16 protein-coding genes and 1 pseudogene are annotated in these 17,482 nt (G+C 57.2%); 10 read left to right on the top strand and 7 right to left on the bottom strand.

Annotated elements, in window-relative coordinates; all coding sequences use genetic code 11:
• Window positions 1–16: 16 nt before the first annotated feature.
• Window positions 17–1,156, bottom strand: a complete 1,140-nt coding sequence (locus tag JW799_RS02395; RefSeq protein ID WP_080836198.1) for a Gfo/Idh/MocA family protein — start codon at window positions 1,154–1,156, stop codon at window positions 17–19.
• Between the two features lie 360 nt (window positions 1,157–1,516).
• Here JW799_RS02395 and JW799_RS02390 point away from each other — a divergent pair, with 360 nt between their 5' ends.
• Complete coding sequence (locus tag JW799_RS02390; protein WP_080836200.1) at window positions 1,517–2,533, top strand: AI-2E family transporter; 1,017 nt, start codon at window positions 1,517–1,519, stop codon at window positions 2,531–2,533.
• A gap of 118 nt (window positions 2,534–2,651) precedes the next feature.
• Here the strand turns inward: JW799_RS02390 and JW799_RS02385 are convergent, their stop codons facing one another.
• Both JW799_RS02385 and JW799_RS02380 read right to left on the bottom strand, forming a co-directional pair.
• Entirely contained in the window at window positions 2,652–3,089 is a 438-nt protein-coding gene (locus JW799_RS02385; RefSeq protein WP_139787218.1) for a hypothetical protein, read from the bottom strand.
• 112 nt (window positions 3,090–3,201) lie between these two features.
• On the bottom strand, window positions 3,202–4,308 hold the full coding sequence (locus JW799_RS02380; protein ID WP_205428568.1) for a transposase: 1,107 nt from the start codon (window positions 4,306–4,308) through the stop codon (window positions 3,202–3,204).
• Window positions 4,309–4,805: 497 nt separating this feature from the next.
• Between JW799_RS02380 and JW799_RS02375 the strand changes: the two genes are divergently transcribed.
• From JW799_RS02375 to JW799_RS02340, 8 genes are all read left to right on the top strand, one after another.
• Complete coding sequence (locus JW799_RS02375; protein WP_205428566.1) at window positions 4,806–5,852, top strand: ABC transporter substrate-binding protein; 1,047 nt, start codon at window positions 4,806–4,808, stop codon at window positions 5,850–5,852.
• A gap of 12 nt (window positions 5,853–5,864) precedes the next feature.
• Window positions 5,865–6,365 carry an amidohydrolase family protein gene (locus JW799_RS29155; RefSeq protein ID WP_205428564.1) on the top strand — a complete coding sequence of 167 codons (501 nt, stop codon included), beginning with the start codon at window positions 5,865–5,867 and terminating at the stop codon, window positions 6,363–6,365.
• Window positions 6,344–7,228, top strand: coding sequence for an amidohydrolase family protein (locus JW799_RS29150; protein WP_205428561.1), 885 nt, complete (start codon window positions 6,344–6,346; stop codon window positions 7,226–7,228). Before JW799_RS29155 ends, JW799_RS29150 begins: the two co-directional genes overlap by 22 nt.
• A 67-nt stretch (window positions 7,229–7,295) precedes the next feature.
• The gene (locus JW799_RS29145) at window positions 7,296–8,033 is read left to right on the top strand and encodes a GntR family transcriptional regulator (RefSeq protein WP_176220780.1); all 738 of its coding nucleotides are present in this window, start codon (window positions 7,296–7,298) and stop codon (window positions 8,031–8,033) included.
• Between the two features lie 18 nt (window positions 8,034–8,051).
• Entirely contained in the window at window positions 8,052–9,032 is a 981-nt protein-coding gene (locus JW799_RS02355) for a nucleoside hydrolase (RefSeq protein ID WP_080836213.1), read from the top strand.
• Between the two features lie 30 nt (window positions 9,033–9,062).
• Window positions 9,063–9,827 (top strand): ABC transporter ATP-binding protein, encoded by a 765-nt coding sequence (locus tag JW799_RS02350; protein ID WP_080836214.1) that lies wholly within the window; start codon window positions 9,063–9,065, stop codon window positions 9,825–9,827.
• A 17-nt stretch (window positions 9,828–9,844) separates the two neighbouring features.
• A complete protein-coding gene (locus tag JW799_RS02345; protein WP_205428559.1) occupies window positions 9,845–10,681 on the top strand; it encodes an ABC transporter permease in 837 nt (278 codons plus the stop codon).
• Between the two features lie 29 nt (window positions 10,682–10,710).
• Window positions 10,711–12,177 (top strand): serine hydrolase domain-containing protein, encoded by a 1,467-nt coding sequence (locus JW799_RS02340; protein WP_205428556.1) that lies wholly within the window; start codon window positions 10,711–10,713, stop codon window positions 12,175–12,177.
• Here JW799_RS02340 and JW799_RS02335 read toward each other — a convergent pair.
• Window positions 12,141–13,394 (bottom strand): MFS transporter, encoded by a 1,254-nt coding sequence (locus tag JW799_RS02335; RefSeq protein WP_080836219.1) that lies wholly within the window; start codon window positions 13,392–13,394, stop codon window positions 12,141–12,143. The two genes, JW799_RS02340 and JW799_RS02335, sit on opposite strands and share 37 nt — an antisense overlap.
• A gap of 126 nt (window positions 13,395–13,520) precedes the next feature.
• Here JW799_RS02335 and JW799_RS02330 point away from each other — a divergent pair.
• Window positions 13,521–14,419 (top strand): annotated as a pseudogene (locus JW799_RS02330) (LysR family transcriptional regulator).
• Between the two features lie 35 nt (window positions 14,420–14,454).
• Here JW799_RS02330 and JW799_RS02325 read toward each other — a convergent pair.
• The 3 genes from JW799_RS02325 to JW799_RS02315 form a co-directional block, all read right to left on the bottom strand.
• Entirely contained in the window at window positions 14,455–15,153 is a 699-nt protein-coding gene (locus JW799_RS02325; protein ID WP_205428554.1) for a glycosyltransferase family 2 protein, read from the bottom strand.
• Between the two features lie 5 nt (window positions 15,154–15,158).
• Window positions 15,159–15,887 (bottom strand): glycosyltransferase family 2 protein, encoded by a 729-nt coding sequence (locus JW799_RS02320; RefSeq protein ID WP_080836226.1) that lies wholly within the window; start codon window positions 15,885–15,887, stop codon window positions 15,159–15,161.
• Window positions 15,888–16,076: 189 nt separating this feature from the next.
• A complete protein-coding gene (locus JW799_RS02315; protein WP_080836227.1) occupies window positions 16,077–17,450 on the bottom strand; it encodes a dipeptidase in 1,374 nt (457 codons plus the stop codon).
• Window positions 17,451–17,482 lie beyond the last annotated feature (32 nt).

Raw genomic sequence — 17,482 nt, 5'->3', positions numbered from 1 at the left:
GACGAGGCGGCCGCTTTTATTTGCCGGCGGCGACGCCGTCGCGTTTATAAACGGAATTGTCGATTCGGGCCTGGAGCTGGCGTTCGAATTCGTTTTCGTCCAGCGGCAGCTCCACCCAGCGGTCTTGCCAGGAAGACAAATGCATCGCGTTGGAAATGGAAAGGCCCAGCATGCCTTCCTCGCCCGGGGCGACAAGCGGCGTTCCGCGCAGGATCGCATCGGCGAAGTTTTGCATCAGGCCGACGTGCTCGGGGCTCGGCCCGAAATCGCCGACGTCGACCCGCCAGACTTCGGGCGCCGCAAAAGAAACGGTATTTCGCGCGTTGAATTCCGGCTCGGACTCGCGCAGCCGCCAATAGTGCAATTTCCCGTCTTCGATGACCAGCTTTCCGCGGTCTCCGATCACCTCGTAGCGGTTCGTTCCCGGCGTTTCGCCGGTCGTCGTGATGAACACGCCGGTCGCTCCGTTGGCATATTCCACATAGGCGGTGACTTCGTCTTCCACCTCGATATTCCGGTACTTGCCGAAATGGCAGAACGCTCGGACCCGGGCAGGCATCAGGCCGGTCGTCCATTGCCACAGGTCCAGCTGGTGCGGACATTGGTTAAGCAGGACGCCGCCGCCTTCGCCGGCCCACGTCGCGCGCCAGGTGCCCGAATCGTAATAAGCTTGCGGGCGGTACCAGTTCGTAATGATCCAGTTCGTGCGGCGGATTTCGCCGAGCTCGCCCGAGACGACCAGATCGCGGACTTTGGCGTAAAGGGGGTTCATGCGCTGATTGTACATAATGCCGAACGTTTTGCCGCTCGCCGCGGCCGCTTCGTTCATCGGACGCACGCGCGCCACGGAAACGCCCGCCGGCTTTTCGATCAATACGTGCAGCCCATGGTCGAAAGCGGCGATGGCGTTCGTCGGGTGATCGAAGTGGGGCGTCGCGATCAGAACGGCGTCGACCAAGCCGGATTCGAACAGCTGCCGGGACGTTTCGAAGACGGCAAGCTCGGGCCAGGTTTCGCGAATCGACTGCCTGCGGGCCTCGCTGGCTTCGCAAACCGCCGCGAGCGCGACTCCCTTGATTTTCCCCGCCATCAGGCTTGCGGCATGGCCGCTTCCCATATTCCCCATTCCGATGATGCCGAAACGGACCTGTTCCATTTTTCATCCTACCTTCCCTGTTCAACATGAAGTTAAATTGAGCCGGATTGTCGGCATAAGCTGTTGTATGGTACCGCTTGCAACCCGGATTCAAGCAGGCTGTCGATGCTTAAGAACGGCCCCATTGTAGCACATTCGGCCGCGAACGGGAGGCCGCAAAGGGAAGGGCGTAACCACAGTCAACGAAACCGCGAAACTGCGGATTCACGATTAACGAAAGAAAGGCGGCCTCTCAGCTTGCCTCGCTTATCGAAAAGGGGTACTCTAAAATGAGAACGGAGGAAATGCGTGAACGAAAGTGAAACGCCGGATCCTTTTACCCGTAAAAAGGATTTAGACGAATGTAAACGAGGGAAGTCGATGGAAGCGCTGCGAACGTTTTTTGCCCAGACCGGGGTTCGAAGGATTTTATTTCTTTTGCTTGTCGTGTTGCTGCTGTTCAGTCTTCGCCATATGCTTAACCTGCTCCTGCTTCTGTTCCTCGTGACGTTCGTCATGGGCCGTTTGCAAAGCCTGGTTACGAAAGGCCTCAACCGCTTCTTTCCGGTATCGTCCACCGTGGTCGTCGTCCTGCTGTACGTGCTGATCGCCGGAGGGCTTGTCTACGGAATCACGAATTACGTCCCGAAAATCATCAGCCAGGTCAGCGATTTGATTCTGAGCATCGAACGGTTTTTGACGACGCCGAACAGCAACGAGATCGTTCAGAAGATGATCGACGCCCTGGAAAAGGGAGACGTGGACTATCAGGCATACTTTGGAAGCGCCATCCACTACATCGGGAAGCTCGGCAAGTGGCTGGAAATCATTCTGATCGTCCTGATTTTAAGCTTTTTTTATTTGCTGCAGCGGGGCAAGATCGTCAAATTTACGGAAAAGTTCCGCACGAGCAAAATCAGCTGGGTGTACAGCGAATTCGAATATTTCAGCCGGAAGTTCACCTCGTCCTTCGGCAAAGTGATCGAAGTGCAGCTCCTCATCGCCGTTTTCAACACCGCGTTTACGATGATCGGCTTATGGATTATGGGATTCCCTTATTTGTTCGCGCTGACGATCATGGTGTTTCTGCTCAGCCTCATTCCGGTCGCCGGAGTCGTCATTTCCTTCATCCCGATCGGCATCATCGGTTACCAGGTCGGCGGCTTTTCGCTGGTGCTGTGGACCGTCGTCATGATTTTGGCCATCCACGCGGTGGAAACGTACTTTCTTAACCCCAGGCTCTACGCCCACAAAACGAAGCTTCCGATGTTCTACACGTTCATCATCCTCATATTCTCCCAGCATTATATGGGCATTTGGGGACTGATCATCGGCATTCCGATTTTCATGTTTTTGCTCGATCTGCTCGAAGTGGACCAATCGGAAACGAAAGCTTGAATGCGAGTTGGCGAATTACGGCGGTCAAAGCAAAACGGTCGTGCAAGCCAAAAGCGGTCTATTATCGACGCACCTGCAAAGGCGCGTTTTTTTTTCTACGACGGCACAATTAACTAACTCACATAATTTGATCCCATTGTGCCTCCAGTTTCTCTAGAAAAGCGATGGGCTGGCGGTTAAATCTTCTACGCTGAACGCTTTCGGATAGCCGCCGGTCCCATCGTGCTTTGCGCGTTGCATATTTTTCATAGCCCACCGTTCTTAAACGGGCGATGATGTGTTTTTGTCGAAGTGCATCGTCTACAAGTACAATCATTTCTCCATTACGCACAATGTAGCTGTTCCAATTGCGTAGCCCAGTAATTCGGCGATGAACAGCCTTCATTCGGCGGAAAAACTGTTCCAGATCGTTGTTCGTACGAGGGATGTGGTAGTGATCGTAACTAGTGAACAGTCCCTTCCAGAAGCCGCGAGAGTAGTTCAGTACAGTGGTCACCATAGGGGCATCCTGTTCATCGATGTAAGTCTGTTTCAGCCACCCGAGCAATTGGGTCATTTCCCACTCAACCGTTTCGCTCGTCTTGTCTTCGTCTGGCGCCAAGGTAGCCGCGATATGGGCTAGCGGTGTAGCCCAGCGAACGACAGACGCATATCTGGTGGCCTGCTCATCAAGTTTGCTGAAAATTCTGACCAGACCTTGGAGGAGATGAGGCTCTTTTTTTAGTCAAGCACCGCGCAAGCGACGCCTGTATGGCTTGAGCTCGTTCATAAATAAGCATCCCGGGCAATTTGAGCGGCGGTTCCCCGTCCTCCAGAAGCAGAGCGCGAACCGCAGCGACATAACCTTTTGCAACCTGCGCTTCGCTTGCAATGGTTTCCGCCCTAACACATGAAGTGTCTGTGGCTACGCCTTCGTTTGCTTGAGCAGCTTCCACGGCATTCTTCTCAACTTGCTCGATCTTCCTTTCGACTTCCCGCAAGCCGCGCATGCTCTTCTTTAGCTCCATCTTGAGTTTGCGATCCGCATCTACAACAGGTTTGGCAATATCTTTAAGGTAGTGGTACTGGCAGTACTGATACGGCACATCCGGCAGAAGCGTTTCGAATGCCTGACGAATGGAAACTTGTCCGTCACTGACGATTCCGACGACGGGGAAGCCCAACTCAATAATTGGCTCGATGAGGCTGCGTAATTCGCCAGCGGCTCCGCTTTTCATGTTCTGAGCCGCCAAAACTGTGCCACTGAACACCTCTCGAATGACATAGAGCATCTCATTTCCTTTTTCCGGCTGGACGCCGTCCATGGAGAGAATGATGCCGCCATTTTGTGCCGTGGTTTCCGCCAAGCTTTGTCTTACATGCTCGTCAAGACTGGCCGCCAGCAGGGTTTGATAGCGTTCATAGAGTGTTTGCGCATATCGCTCACTAGCTACAATCCCGCGCTCGTTTAGCAACTCTGCAATCTCTTTACACGTGCGGTGCTGCTTAAAACGCAACTCCCCAACGAGGCCGAGCACATCGTAGCCATAAGAAGAATACTTCATGCTCAGCATTTCGGCTTCCGCTGATTTATAGGCTACGCCTGTGTGAACGCAGCTTGCATTAGGACACATGTAGGCCATGCTCCAGGCATGAATAACACCAGTTAGTGTAGTGATTTTTTTGTTCCAGGCGGTATGGGATCGCTTAAGCTTGACCCCGCAATGCGGGCAGTTAGTCAACTCGGGTCGGAAATTGATTTTCGGCGCGGCGCCGAGGCGATTTTTCGAAAGCATAAGGGCACACTCCAACTTATTTTGTGTCCCTTATGTATTCGACATCCTCCAGGAAAATCCTGTTAGTTGATTATGCTGTCGTAGTTTTTTTTGCACTTTTATACTTAATTTGAGGAGGGAATCAGAAGGAAGAATGCGGGCGAAAGGAGGAATTTTCATTAGGTCGGGCGAATTGGCCTAACGATATTTGCGGCGGAAATAAACTCACATTTTGTTTACATAACATTGGGGGAATTGGTTTCATAATGAACATGTTATGTAAAATTAACAACCAAATACTAGAAATATATAGGTAAAAATAACATTAAATGCTGAAAATAGGTTGAATTATTGTTAGCGTTTCTGATTTTAGTTTCGCTTTTTTGTGCTTAATTCTAATTATTTTATTTTCCGTTACATTTGCGTGGTTTATATGTTATGAATACTTACATAATCGTTCCCGAATAATCCGAAGTTCAGGATCGATTTCGAGATAATGGAAAAGAGGAGTGAGCAGAGTGGGAAACAGGCTTTTTATTTGCATGATTTCGCTTGTGCTTGTCGGCGCTTTGACTGCCTGCGGAGGGAACCGAAGCGGAGGAGTCTCGCAGGCTTCGTCGAGCGCTTCGGGAGAAGCGGAATCGCCGGCCGCCCCAAGCGAAATTCCGTCGGAATTGACGAAGGTCGCGCAGGTGACGAACTGGTATGCGGAAGCGGAGCACGGGGGACAGTACGCCGCCATGAAAATGAACTATTACAAGGAAGCGGGACTGGATATGACGCTGGATCCCGGAGGCCCGCAAATTTCCGGCGTCCAGTTGGTGGCCTCGGGCAAGTACCAATTTGCGATGGCAAGCGCGGACCAGGTTCTTCTCGCCAGACAGGAGGGGCTGCCCATCGTGGCGGTGGCATCAATTTTCCAAAAAAGCCCGATGGTGTTCTTCAGCCATAAAGGCGATTCGATCGCCGATCCCGAGGATTTGAACGGCCGGACAATCTACCTGACGCCGGGCATCGGGTACTGGGAGTATATCAAGAAAAAATTCGCCCCCCGGGACGTGAAGGAAATCGCTTATACCGGCTCGATGGCGACATTTATGACCGATAAAGGTTCGGCGAACCAGGGCTTTGTTACAAGCGAGGGCTACAGCCTGCTATCGTCGGGGTTCGAATTCGAAGCCGTTCCGATATCCGATTTATCCGGCTTTAATCCGTACTCGATGCTGCTTGTGACGTCGGAGCAATATATCTCGGAAAATCCGGAGATCGTCAAAGCCTTCGTGGAGGCGTCGAAAAAAGGCTGGGATTACTACAAGGACAATTACAAGGAAATGAACGAGTACATCCGGACCTTCAACGAGGAGTCGCCGATCGAGATGTTCGACTACAGCGCCGAAGCTTCACGGGATTATATTTACGGGGGCGACGCGGCGGAGCATGGCGTCTTGTACATGAGCGACGAACGCTGGAGCACGCTGAAAGACCAAATGGCGGAAGCCGGGCTGATCGATACGTCTCTGGACGTGAGCAAGGCCTATACGACGGAATTTTTACCCCAAAACTAAAGAGGTGCAAGCATGAAAAAAGACTATTTGATTACGGGAGGAACCGTGCTTACCGTAAACTCCACGAACGATATCTGGCATGACGGCGCGGTTCTGGTAAGCGGCGGACGCATTGCGGATATCGGTCCTTCGGCAGAGCTTTCAGTCAAATACGCGGGAGCGGACGTTATCGACGCCGCAGGCAAGGCTGTTCTTCCGGGTCTCGTTAATCTGCACCTGCACTCCGGGCTGATCCGGGGAACGGCGGAGGACATGCCGGTATTCGAATGGCTGGCCAAGCACGTCGACCCGAAGCATCGGGCGCTGACGGAGCCGGAAGCGCACGCCGCCTCCATGTTGTGTTACGCGGAATCGCTCCTTGCCGGAACGACGACGGTGCTGGATATGTACCGGTACATGCACCGGAGCGCGGACGCCGCGGAGACGCTCGGCATGCGGGCGGTACTGTCTCCCTACGTGGCCGACAATCCCCCTACCTCTACTTTGAATCGATGGACAAAAACGTCCGACTGATCGAAGAGCGGCACGAAACGGCGGACGGGCGCGTGCATGTCTGGATCGGACTGGAGCACCTGGCCTATTGCACCGAAGACGCATATAAGCAAGCGGCAAAGCTGGCCGAAAAGTACGGCGTCGGCATCCATACCCACGGAGAAGAATCAAAGCGGATGGCGCGGGATCTGCACGACAAGTTCGGCGTTTGGCCGGTCGAACTGTTTCATCGCAGAGGCATTCTCGGACCGCGCACCGTGCTTGCGCACTGCGTCTGGATGGAGGAAGCCGAGCTCGATCTTTTGCAAAAAACGGGCACGTCCGTGGCGCATTGCCCCGTAAGCAATCTGAAGCTCGCTTCCGGCATTTCGCCTGTCGCGGCCATGCTCGAGCGCGGCATCAACGTAGGCATCGGCACCGACGGCGTCAAGGAAAACAACAACCTGGACATGCTGGAGGAAATGAAGTTTGTTCCCTTGCTGCAAAAGGTCAGCCGCCTGGACGCCCGAGTGATGAAGGCCGGGGAGGTGCTGCGGATGGCCACGATGGGCGGAGCGAAGGCATTGGGGCTGGACAGGGAGATCGGGTCGCTGGAAATCGGCAAAAAGGCGGACATCATCGTCGTCGACTTCAAAAAGCCGCATTTGGCCCCGTTTCTGACCGGCAAGTACGACAATATCGTCAGCAATCTGGTTTACTCCGCAAGCGGCCAGGACGTGGACACGGTCATGGTGGACGGCAAGCTGCTCGTCGAGGGAAAGCGCCTGCTCACCGGCAATGTGGAGGCGATTATGGCGGACGCCCAACAAGCGGTCGAAGAACTGCTTGCCAGAAGGGAAGCTTTCGTGCCGAAAGAGTTTGTTTTTCCGAGTTCGCGCTTGTAATTCCGTTTTTCGAAGGATGTCGGATGTCAGACGTCCGACATTCGCGAAAACGCCGAAGGAGACAAAGATGAAAAACCATACGGCCCCTTCCAGAGTAGCCGAGACGCGAAGATCGATCATTGCCATCATCCGGGAGGAGCGGTTCGAAGACGGTGGAAGATTGCCCTCCGAGGGCCGGATCGCCGGCATGCTCGGCGTCAGCCGCGCGACGGTGAGGGCAGCCTTGGGCGATCTCGAAGCGGGAGGGCTGATCCATCGCCGTCATGGGCTCGGAACGTTCGTCAATCCTGTCGCGGCCCGTATTCACGCCCGGCTTGATGCCTGGGTGGAATTCAAATCGTTGATCGAGAATTCCGGGTTCGCGGCGGACATCGAGGTGCTGGAGCTGGAAAAGGGCCCGCTGCCGCCCGACCTTGCCCGAACGTTGAACGCGAAGCCGGGAGAAGCGTCGGTAACGGTTCGCAAGCTGTTTACGGCGGACGGCAAGCCGGCCATCTTATGCCGCGACATTGTGCCGCTGTCCATCCTTCCGGGGGAAGGCGACATTTCCAAGCTGAAATCAGTCGATACGTTCCGCTTTTTGACGGAGTACGGCCTCGGCCCGGTTGCCTACGGAGTCGCCAGCCTTGTCGCCAAGAGCGCGGACGGCGAGCTGTCCAGTCTGCTCGGATTGCCGGAAGGCACGCCCCTGCTTTCGTTCGAGAACATCGGCTATGCCCAATCCGACGTTCCCCTGTTCGCTTCGAGCGAACTTTACTGCCCGGGCCTCATCGATTTCGGCATTTTGCGCCGCCATTTATATTGACAGGAGCTGACTTCCAAGATGAAACGATTGCTGATCGACACGGACACGGCGGGAGACGATGTCACTTCCTTGTTGTTCGCCTTGCGCTGGCCGGGCGCCAAGCTCGAAAGCATTACTACCGTGCACGGCAACATACCGGTGGACATGTGTACTCGCAATGCTCTGACGACAGTCGAAATGTGGGCGGGAGAACGGCAAGTGCCCGTTTATGAGGGCTGCGCCCGTCCTTTGCTGCGTCCCCGTATTGCGGCATCGTTCGTCCACGGGTCGGATGGAATGGGCGAAAGCCATTTCCCCCCGCCGGGCATCAAGCCGCAGTCCGGGCATGCGGCTCAAGCGATCGTCGAAATAGTCAACCGCTATCCGGGGGAATTGGAAATCATCGCCCATGGGCCGTTAACCAACCTTGCGGTTGCCTATATGCTCGACCCTTCGATCGCCGGCAAAGTGAAGCACTTGTGGATTATGGGAGGCGCCCGGCATTTTCAGGGGAATATTACGCCCTCCGCGGAGTTTAACTTTTACGCCGACCCCGAAGCTGCGCAAATGGTTCTGCAGGCGGGCTTTGCGGCGACGACGGTCGGCTGGGACATCACATGCATACACAGCGTTGCCGGCGGAGAGCATCTGCGGGAGCTGCAAGCGATCGATACGCCGCTCGCCCGTTTTTACCAGCAGATCAACCGCTCCGCCCTCCGGTTCAACCGGGAACTGGGCGGAATCGACGGCATTACCCACCCGGACTCGATCACAACCGCCATTTGCCTAGTCAACGAAGTGATGACGAAGTCGGCTCGCTATTACGCGGAGGTGGAGTGCCAGAGCGGACAAAATCGCGGCTACTATGCGATCGACACGCGTCCCCATCCGGAGCCGAATCCGTTCTGGAAGGGCGGGGAACCGAACGTCGAGGTGTGTCTCGAAGCGGATTTCGACCTGTTTTTCCGGATGTTGAAAGCGATGCTGTCCGGCGATTACCGCGGGTTTGAAGCCGTTTAACCGATCGCGTCCGACAAGGAGGAGCTTAAGATGACAAACAGCGGTCTGCTGGTAGAGCTTGACGATGTAGGAAAAGTGTATCCGGGCGGAAACGTCGCGATCCAGAACGCATCCCTGCATGCCAAGGAGGGAGAATTCCTGAGCTTTGTCGGTCCTTCCGGCTGCGGCAAATCAACGATTTTCAATATGATCGCAGGCTTGACTGGCCAAACTTCGGGACAATTGTCCGTCCTGGGCACGGACCCGCGGGAAGCTCGGAAAAAAAACGAGGTGGCCTTTGTGTTCCAGGAGCATTCCCTGCTGCCTTGGGCGACGCTGGTCGACAATGTGGCGATGCCGCTCAAGCTTCGGGGCGTCTCCCGCAGGGAGCGGACGGAGTACTCCGTGCGTGTGCTTGAGCTGGTAGGGTTGAAGGATTATGTCAGAGCCCTCCCGGGTCACCTGTCGGGCGGCATGAAGATGAGGGTTTCCATTGCCAGAGCCCTCGTCGCCCGGCCGCGCCTGTTATTGATGGACGAGCCGTTCGGAGCGCTCGACGAAATTACACGCCAGACGCTCCAGAACGAGTTGCTCCGCATTTGGCGGCAGAGCGATCGCATGTCGGTGCTGTTTATTACGCATAACGTGTTCGAGGCGGTCTACCTCTCGACGAGGGTAATCGTCATGACGCCCCGTCCGGGCAAAATCTCGCAGGTCATCGACATCGACGCGCCGTTTCCGCGGGAAGAGGCGTTTCGCACGACGCCTGAATTCGGCGAATACGTGCGCAGGGTGTCCGAAGCGCTGCAACATTGAAAAGGAGGAGCTGACTCATGGAAAATGCCGCAATCGCCGTACGAAGGGAAAAGAACCGCCGTTTGCGCGGATTGGGCGCAGCTTTACTGGAAAAGATCGTTCCGCCCCTCCTCGTGCTGGTAACGGTCGTCGGCTTGTGGGAACTGCTCGTTTCCTTGACGGGAACGCCCAAATACTTGCTGCCCAGGCCGTCGGATATTTGGCAGGCCGCTCTGGCGAAGCGGGGAGCGCTGCTGGAATCGGTCAGCACGACGATTGTCGAGTCGCTTTTCGGCTTCGCGATCAGCCTCGCGCTCGGCATCAGCCTCGCAATGCTGCTCGCCTGCTCCAAGTGGGTAGAACGCAGCGTCTATCCCTACGCGATCGTGCTACAGACGGTGCCAATCGTGGCCGTCGCGCCGATTATCGTGATCTGGTTCGGGGCGGGGATGAATGCGATCGTTGCGATTTCGTTCCTGCTTAGCTTTTTCCCGATATTCTCCAATACGCTGATCGGGCTGAATTCGACGGACAAAAACCTGAAAAATCTATTTTTCCTTTACAATGCCTCGAAGCTTCAAACACTGTTTCAGCTGAGGCTTCCGGCCGCGCTTCCGTATATTTTGGGCGGACTGAAAATCTCCTGTTCGATGTCGATCATGGGCGCGATCGTCGGGGAGTATATCGCGGGAATCGGCGGCGGCAAAGGCGGGCTTGGCTATTCGATTACGGTCGCGGCCTCGCGTCTGGAGACGTCGTATCTGTTCGCGTGCGGCTTGTCTTCTTCGCTACTCGGCATCGGATTTTTCCTCGCGATCAACGCCGCGAGCAATCGTTTGCTTCGATCGTGGCACGAGTCGGAAATGAAATCGTAAACCGGAAAGGCAAAGGAGGCGACCGAGACATGCTGCATCATGATACGTCCCTGCCGCGGGCGAAACCGGAAGAGGCAGACGTGGCGCCTTCCGGCGTGCTGTCATTCGTCCGCGCGGCAAACGAGCGGAAGATCGGCCTTCACGGTTTTATGCTGCTCAGGCACGGCCGCGTGGCCGCGGAAGGGTGGTGGCGGCCTTACGGGCCGGACCGGCCCCACATCGCAAATTCATTGACGAAAAGCTTTGTATCGATCGCGGCCGGAATCGCCGCGGACGAAGGCATGCTGTCCGTGAGCGATCCCGTCGCCAGGTTTTTTCCGGAATACGCCATTGCGTTCCAGGAATCCGGCATGGAAGGCCTGACAGTCGAGCATCTGCTGACGATGACGACCGGGCACGACCGCAATTTAACGACGTCAAAGCTAAAACGCGCTTTTTTGGAAGACGAGCTGATCCGGAGCATTGGCAACCGCGAGGACGGGGACTTCGTCCGCGCTTTTTGCGAAACACCGGCCGCGGCCAGGCCGGGCAGGTGTTTTTTCTACAACAGCGGGGCGAGCCATATGCTTGCTGCTGTCATCGAGAAGGCGACGGGCCGCCTTCTGGAGGATTATGCCGTTGAGCGGCTGTTTCGGCCGCTAGGCATCGGCAGCCCGTCCTGGGAGCGGTGCCCCCTCGGCGGCACGATCGGAGGCTGGGGCCTGCGGCTTCGGCTTGAAGATGTCGCCAAGCTCGGCCAGCTTCTTCTTGGCGAGGGCATGTGGGACGGCAAGCGCATCGTTTCGGCGGAATGGATTCGGGCGGCGACGGCGCCGCAGACGGATTCCGCGACGAACGATCTTCCCCCGGACCGGTTTCCGGACTGGATGGAGGGGTACGGTTACCAGTTCTGGCAGTGCCGGCATAACGCTTTCCGCGGGGACGGTACGATGGGACAGTTCTGCGTCGTCCTGCCCGACCGCGACGCTGTCGTCGCCATCCACGGAGGGACTGCGGACATGCAGGGAGTGCTCGACCTCGTGTGGGAGCACCTTCTGCCAAGCCTGGACGGCGTTCCCGCCGACTCCGGCGCGGCGTCCGCGGAACTCGAACGGGAGCTTGAGGGGCTGTCGATCGCCGAGCCGCGCCCGGAGCGGTCAGCAGCCTATGCCGGAAGCTTCCGCTGCCTGGCGCGGAACAAGGAAGACGAGGTTACGGAGGTAGCACTGCAGCTCGGCGAAGCATCGGGGTCGCTTGTCTGGCGGACCGAAGGCAGGGAGCGGCGTCTTTCGTTCGGCTTCGACGGGTGGCGAGGGGAGAACGTGCTTGCCGGCGAACTCTCTTATGCTCTCGGAACGTGGCTTTCGGATCGCGAGCTGGTCATCGACGTATGCCGGGTGGAGACGCCGGTTCGCAACCGGCTGACGTGCAGGTTCGACGGCAGCCGGCTGTATCTTGAGTACGTGCATTTCGATCACGTTCAAGTACGCCGGGAGTGGGTCGGGGAGTTCGTGTGAGCCGGTTCCCCCACCGCGGCCGGCGATGTCGAAAAGGCCGTCCGAAGCAAGGGATACGTCGTCGCCAAGGTCGACGCGAGCAGGACGAAACCGGCGCCGACAAGGCCGTCCCAGCCATACTGGCGCAGAACGATGCCGCCCGTCCAGCCGACGATGCTCGAACCCGCGTAGTAAAAAAGCAGGTAAACCGCCGGGGCGGATTCCTTGGCTTGGCCGGGGGCAAGCAGGCCGACCCAGCCGCTTGCCACTGCATGCCCGGCGAAGAAACCGAACGCGACCGCGCCGCAGCCGACCACTTTTGCCGCCAGAGAATCCAGCCCGGCAAGCGCGATGCCGCCGAGCGCGATCAGCGTCGCCAGTACAAGCGCAAAGCGGCGCGAACGGCGGGCTGCCAGCCTGCCAAACAGCACGGAGCTCCACGTCCCGACTAGATTGACGACGAACAGCAGGCCTAGCGCCGTTTGCCCGATGGAGTAAGGGGTGACGTTCAGGGCATAACCGATATAATTAAATATGGCGACGTAAACGCCCATCAGCGAAAAGCCCATCGCATACAAGGCCAGCAGCCGGCGTGAGGAAAAGCTTGTCCGTAGGCCGATCAGCCAGCTTCCGAAGAAGGGGCGGCTTCGCGGGCGGCCGTTCGAAGATTCCGGCAGCCTGAGCCAGAACGCGATGCTGCAGCCAAGGCTAGCGGCGCCCAGCGCGAGCACGCCGGCCCGCCAGCCGAACAGGTCGGCCCCCGCGCCGACCAGCATTCTTCCGGCAAAGCCTCCGACAGCCGTTCCGGCGACGTAAAGACCGATTTGCCGCATAGCGTCCTTCGAATAAAATTCGGCGGTCAAATGGGCCATCGCCGCGGCGGGAAACCCGGCGGCGGATAGACCAATCAGCAGCCTGAAAACGAGGAATTGCTGAACGTTCGCAGCGAATGCCGACAGGATGGCGAAAACGGAGGCGAATACGAGCGACCAACGCATGATCGCCACTCTTCCCCATATCGAGGAGAGCGCGGGGACAAGAAGCGCCGCGAACGCGAGCGGGAATGTGGCGACCGATATCGAGGCTCCAGCGGCGGCGGGAGAGACGTTCCATTCCGCAGAGAGAAGGTGAGCGACGGGCTGTGGACTGTACAGAACGGCAAACGTCACGATGCTGCCCAGCCCGACGCTTTGCGAAATGCGCCGACCGTTTCGGCTTTTTTTTACTAGATGCGGCATGTTTTTCGCTCCAATTCGGTTTCGGTTACGAATTCAGTATAGGGGCCGATATTCGGGCGGGTCCAATGCATTCTGCTTATGTCTACGATAACTCGCGGGCATGAGGACGACGGGGGTAAAAACACGGTGGAGTGGCAGCAGCTGGAATATTTTTATGTGGTAGGGCATATGGAGCATATGACCGCAGCTGCGCAGCGGTTATCCGTCACCCAGCCGGCCATGAGCCGGGCCATTTCGAGATTGGAAAAGGAGCTCGGCGTCCCGCTTTTCGAACGTCAAGGCCGCTCGATCGTGCTGAATCGGTATGGACGTCGGTTTCTGAAGCGCGTAGACAACATGATGAGGGAGTACGAGGAAGGGAGGGAGGAGCTCCAAAGGATGCTGGATCCGGAGGCCGGGGAGGTATCCCTCGGTTTTTTGCATACGATGGGCATGTCCGTCATCCCCGATTTGTTAAGGGGCTTCCGCGAGCGCCATCCGCAAATTCGCGTTAAATTGTCCCAAAACACGACGACGTCGTTGCTGGAACAACTGGCGGAAGGGGGCATCGATATCTGCATGATCGCGTCCCCCGGAGCGGCCGAACAATTCCGTTGGGCTCATCTGTGGACCGAGGAACTGTTCGTCGCCGTCCCCGCCGGCCATGGGCTGGCGGACAGGAATAGCATCCGGCTTGAAGAAATTCGGGACGAACCGTTGATTACGTTCAAAAAAGGATACGGCCTGAGAACGATTGCCGACAATCTGCTTAAAGAAGCAGGGATAACCCCGTCGATTGTATTCGAAGGGGACGAGGTGCATACGGTAGCCGGTTTGACCGCTTCGGGGCTCGGGGTATCGCTGATCCCTGGGGTGCAAGGATTGGACGAAAACCGGCTGAGGTTGTTGCCGGTTGACCATCCCCTTGCCGAAGGCAGATGGGCGTCGCATGGGTCGAGGACCGGTACATGCCGCCCACGGCCGGTCTTTTTTTAAGGTTCGTATTAGAAATGTTCGATAAAACAGGGTCTGTTGGAAGTATTTAGACGGATCGCGCAGGCCAAGAAGGGAAATTCGGCCTTTACCGGACTTCCCGGGTGACCGCCGTTTTGAAATCGGCCGCCTTGATCGCCTTGGCCCGCCGGGCCAGCAGCTTTTTGTCGCTGACGATCCAGGTGTGGCCCTTCGAACCGGGCTGGCGGACGGCGGCGAAGTTATATCGGCTGCCGGCATAGATTTTAAAGCCTTTGGCCGCGCTGTCCGCGCAAAACCGGACGCACTCGCCGCGGGTGCGGTCCGGGAACGTCACTTTGGCGAATACGCGCCGTCTCGCGAGCAGCGTCGCGCCCTGCACGAGACGGACAAAGCGATTCTCCATGCGGGAGTAGCGCAGCAGCAGCGTTTTTTTGCCGTTCAAATACATGAAGTGGGCCCGTTTTCCGACGATGTCCGCTTTCGTCCGTTCCATGATCCGCATCGATTCCGCCAAATAATGCGGCGAATAGTAATCGTCGTCGTCAAATTTGGCGATATACGGCGAATCGGACATCCGCACGCCGTAATTCAGGCAGCTTCCGAGCGTGGCCTTCTCGGGAAGCCGGTAAATTCTCGCGTTGCCGTACAAGGCCGCCGCCGCTTCGTATTCGCTCCTCCTCAGATCGCGATGATTGAGGATGACGATCAACTCCTTGTTCTTGTAGCTCTGCCTCGCAAAATTACGAAAAAGATTCCGCAGCTGGCCCGGCCTCTTCGTGCATGTGATAACCGTTACCTTACGCATGTCCGTTACCCCTTCCGGCCTTGCGCGAACCGTCTGTAGTCCTTCACGTTCGGAATCGTCCGATGATGGGAAATCAGCTCTTTGTCGCTGACGATCCAAGTGTGTCCCGACGAATTTTTCCTGCGGATGGCGACGAAGTGGCGCTTGCCCGCGGAATAAATCTTGTATCCCTTCTTTTTGCTTCGAAGGCAGAACCGGTCGTCCTCCCCGACGTTGAGATGAGGAAACCGAACGTTGCGGAAAACGGCGCGCTTGAAAAAGAGAGTCGCTCCCGGAAGCCTGGAAACGAACCGGTTTTCGTCGCCCGGGAACCGGTGAATGAGCGTTCGCGTTCCGTTCAAGTACATATAGTGAGATCGTTTGCCGACGATGTCGGCGCCCGTTTTTTCCATCGCCCGCACTGCGTCGCTTACGTACAGGGGGGCGTAATAGTCGTCGTCGTCGAACTTGGCGATATAATCGTATTTCGCTTGCCGGACGGCAAAATTCAGGCAGGCGCCGAGCGAAACGTGCTCCGGCAGGCGGTAGATGCGGACGCGCTTCGCTTTTTTGGCCAGCTCGAGATAGGGCGCAAGAGGGATCGTATCGGCGTTGACGACGACGATCAGCTCCTTTTTGGCCCAGCGCTGCCTGGCGTAATTTTGCAGCAGGTTCCCCAAATAGTTCCGGCGCTTCGTGCACGTAATGATGGAAACGCCCTTGCGGGCGTTCGCGGAGCCTTGGCGGGCCTCCATGCGATCAGCCCCTCCGTGTCGGATAAAAGAAAGTCATATTACGATATGAAAATAACGGAAGGGGGGAACGGCGGGCGGCGCGTCAAATCGGCAAAAAAAGGATGAACGGCAATTCGTCCATCCTTTTTCCAAAGGCGCTTGACCCGCCCCGGCGGGAGAGGGGGCTTGCGCATGCATGTGGGCATACGGTCAAAAAACGGCTTCTTGCGCCGCCTTGCGGAAGTAGTTGACGAGCGTCAGCAGCCCTTTATCGAAATTGTCCAGGTTGAGATGCTCGTCCGGCGCGTGCAGGTTCTCGTCCGGAAGGCCGAAGCCCATCATGACGACCGGGGCGCCCAGGACGCTGGCGAACGTCGCCACGACCGGGATCGAGCCGCCGTCCTTCGTGAATACGGCGCGCGCGCCGTACACTTCCTCATAGGCGTCGGCTGCCAGCTGCAGCAAAGGGTGGGTCGGATCGCAGCTGAAGGCGAGCGCTTTCTCGCCCGGTTTGAAATGAAGCTTCGCGCCGGGCTGGATGTACGCTTTCATATGCCGTTCGATCCGGTCGAGCGTCCGCTGCGGATCCATGCCGCCCACGAGCCGGCACGTGATTTTGGCGTGGGCTTCCTTCGGGATGACCGTCTTGTTGCCTTCTCCCTGGAACCCTCCGTACATGCCGTTCACTTCCAGGGTGGGCCTTGCCCCGATCCGCTCGGCGAACGAAAAGCCCTCCTCTCCGTACAGCGCGTCCAGGCCCAGCTTTTCCGCGAGCTTCCGCTCGTCCGGATTGTAGCTGGCCATATCGGCCTTCTCCATTTCGCTCAGCTCGGGAACGCCTTCGTAGAAGCCTTCCACGGCGACGCGGCCCTTTTCGTCGTGAAGCGAGGCGAGCAGCGACGCCATCGCGTGCAGCGCATTCGGCACTCCGCCGCCGTAGGATCCGGAATGGAGGTCGGTATTGGCGGTCGATACGGTCACTTCCATCGAGCAGAGGCCCCTGAGTCCGGTGCAAATGGATGGCTTGCCGCGCTCGAGCAGCGAGGAATCCGAAACGACGACCGCATCGGCCGAAAGCTTGTCCTTATAGGCCGTCAAAAATTGGGGCAGGCTTTTGCCCGAAATTTCCTCTTCGCCTTCGATGCAGAACTTGATATTGACCGGGAGCTTTCCTTCCTGCCGCAAAATCGCCTCTACGGCTTTGATATGCAAGAACAGCTGCCCCTTGTCGTCCGTGGCTCCCCGCGCATACAGCTTGCCGTCGCGGATTTCCGGTTCGAAGGGGGGGCTTGTCCACAGATGCAGCGGATCGACCGGCTGTACGTCGTAATGGCCATAAATGAGCAGCGTGGGCTTTCCGGGCGCGTGCATATGCTCGGCATACACGATCGGATGCCCGTCCGTTTGATGGATTTCCACCTGCTCCATACCCGCCCTCGTCAAGGCGTCGGCGAGCCAGCTTGCGGCCGCCTGGATGTCCTTCTTATGCTCCGACAAGGCGGAGATGCTCGGAATGGCCAGCCATTGCTTCAATTCGTCCAAATGCCGCTCGCGCTGACCGGCGAAATAATCCGCGTAACTCATGGGAACACGATCCTTTCGGAAATGGATGGGGT

This window comes from Cohnella algarum (assembly GCF_016937515.1).
In the GTDB taxonomy this organism is placed as follows: domain Bacteria; phylum Bacillota; class Bacilli; order Paenibacillales; family Paenibacillaceae; genus Cohnella; species Cohnella algarum.
This window is presented reverse-complemented; position numbering and strand designations above follow the sequence as displayed.